This window comes from Caballeronia sp. (assembly GCF_049581465.1).
Classification (GTDB): Bacteria; Pseudomonadota; Gammaproteobacteria; order Burkholderiales; family Burkholderiaceae; genus Caballeronia.
The window spans coordinates 1-1712 of record NZ_JBAUSA010001403.1; the positions used below are offsets into that span (position 1 = coordinate 1).

Annotated in this window: 2 protein-coding genes; both read right to left on the reverse strand. The window is 60.4% G+C overall.

Features of this window, described 5'->3' with window-relative positions; translation table 11 throughout:
* A partial coding sequence (msrB, locus tag WCA53_RS33915; RefSeq protein ID WP_423922485.1) for a peptide-methionine (R)-S-oxide reductase MsrB occupies window positions 1-392 on the reverse strand: 392 nt, incomplete at its 3' end.
* 47 nt (window positions 393-439) lie between these two features.
* Window positions 440-1712, reverse strand: a 1273-nt coding sequence (locus WCA53_RS33920) for a protein adenylyltransferase SelO (protein WP_423922489.1), incomplete at its 5' end; no start/stop codon positions are given.

Sequence of the window (1712 nt, forward strand, 5' to 3'; positions counted from 1 at the left end):
ATGCAGTAACGCAGGCCCGTCGGCGCAGGACCGTCTTCAAAGACGTGGCCGAGATGCGCGCCGCAGTTCTTGCACTGCACTTCAATGCGCAGCATGCCGTGCGCGCGATCGGTCTTTTCGTTGATCACTTCGCCGTTGATCGGCTTGAAATAGCTCGGCCAGCCGCAGCCGGCGTCGAATTTTGTCGCCGATTCGAACAGCGGCGTGCCACAACACACGCAATCGTAGATGCCGCGCTCCGTGTGATCCCAGTACTCGCCGGTGAACGGCCGCTCGGTTGCGGCATGGCGCGTGACTTGATACTGGATCTCGGAGAGTTCCTTCCGGTAGGTGGCGTCGTCCTTTTGCAGCGGCGCGGCTTGGCTAGCTTGGGTCGTGTCGTCTTGGTTCATTTATCAGTCTCCAGAGCATTGATTTGCTCAATTAATTGGGGGCGATTTCAGGAAGAGCAACTCACTTCCAGGTCACTCGCCCAGTCGGGCGGCAAGCCCGCGTACGCTTCGAATTCGGGTTGTTCGTCGAAAGGCTTGCGCAGCACGCGCGCGAGGCGCTCCACTTCCGAAAAGTCCTTTTCCTTCGCAAGCCGGATGGCGTTTTCTGCCAGATGATTACGCAACACGTACTTCGGGTTCGCGGCGTTCATGGCGGCGGCCCGGGCTTCGTCGCTGCGCGTTTCCTCCGACAAACGCCGCCGATAGTCACCCGCCCATGCATCAAAGGCCGCGCGGTCAAGAAACAGGTCGCGCACGGGAGCGTCGCCGGAGGCATCGGCCAGCTTCATTTTTGCCAGATTGCGGAACGTGAGCGTGAAATCCGCGCGATTCGCGTTCATGACCTCAAACAGGCGGCTGGCGAGCTGATCGTCTCCTTCGCGGATTTCGGCCAGGCCCAGCTTCGTGCGCATTCTTCTTTCCAGCGCGGGCGCAAAACGATCTTTGAAGCCCGCCAGAACGCGCTGAGCGTCTTCGATCACTTTGTCGTTGCGCGTGTCTTCGGCATAGTGCGGGCCCAAAAGCGGCACCAGCGCCTGCGCTAGACAAAACAGATTCCAATAGCCGATCTGCGGTTGCATCTTGTACGCGTAGCGGCCTTGCGAGTCCGAATGATTGCAAATGTGATTGGCGTTGAAGCCATCCATAAACCCAAACGGCCCGTAATCGATGGTCAATCCGAGAATCGACATGTTGTCGGTGTTCATCACGCCGTGGCAAAAGCCGACCGCTTGCCAGTCCGCCATGAGGTCGGCGGTGCGCACAGTCACTTCGTGCAGGAGAGCGAGGTAAGGATCATCGGCCTCGCGGCACTGCGGATAAAACCGCTCGATCACGTGATCGGCAAGCTTGCGCAATTCATCCAGGCGATCGTTCGTGTAGAAGTGCTCGAAGTGCCCGAAACGCACGAAACTCGGCGCGACCCGCGTCACAACGGCGGCGGTTTCGATGGTTTCGCGCCGCACGGGCATGTCCGAACCGACGACGCACAGCGCACGTGTTGTAGGAATGCCGAGATGGTGCATCGCTTCGGAACACAAGTATTCGCGTATCGATGACCGCAACACCGCGCGGCCGTCGCCCATGCGTGAATAGGGCGTGCGCCCCGCGCCTTTCAACTGGAGTTCGAGCCGCGCGCCCGCGTGTTCGATCTCGCCGATGCCGATGGCGCGGCCATCGCCGAGTTGCCCCGCCCAGACGCCGAACTGGTGCCCCGAATAC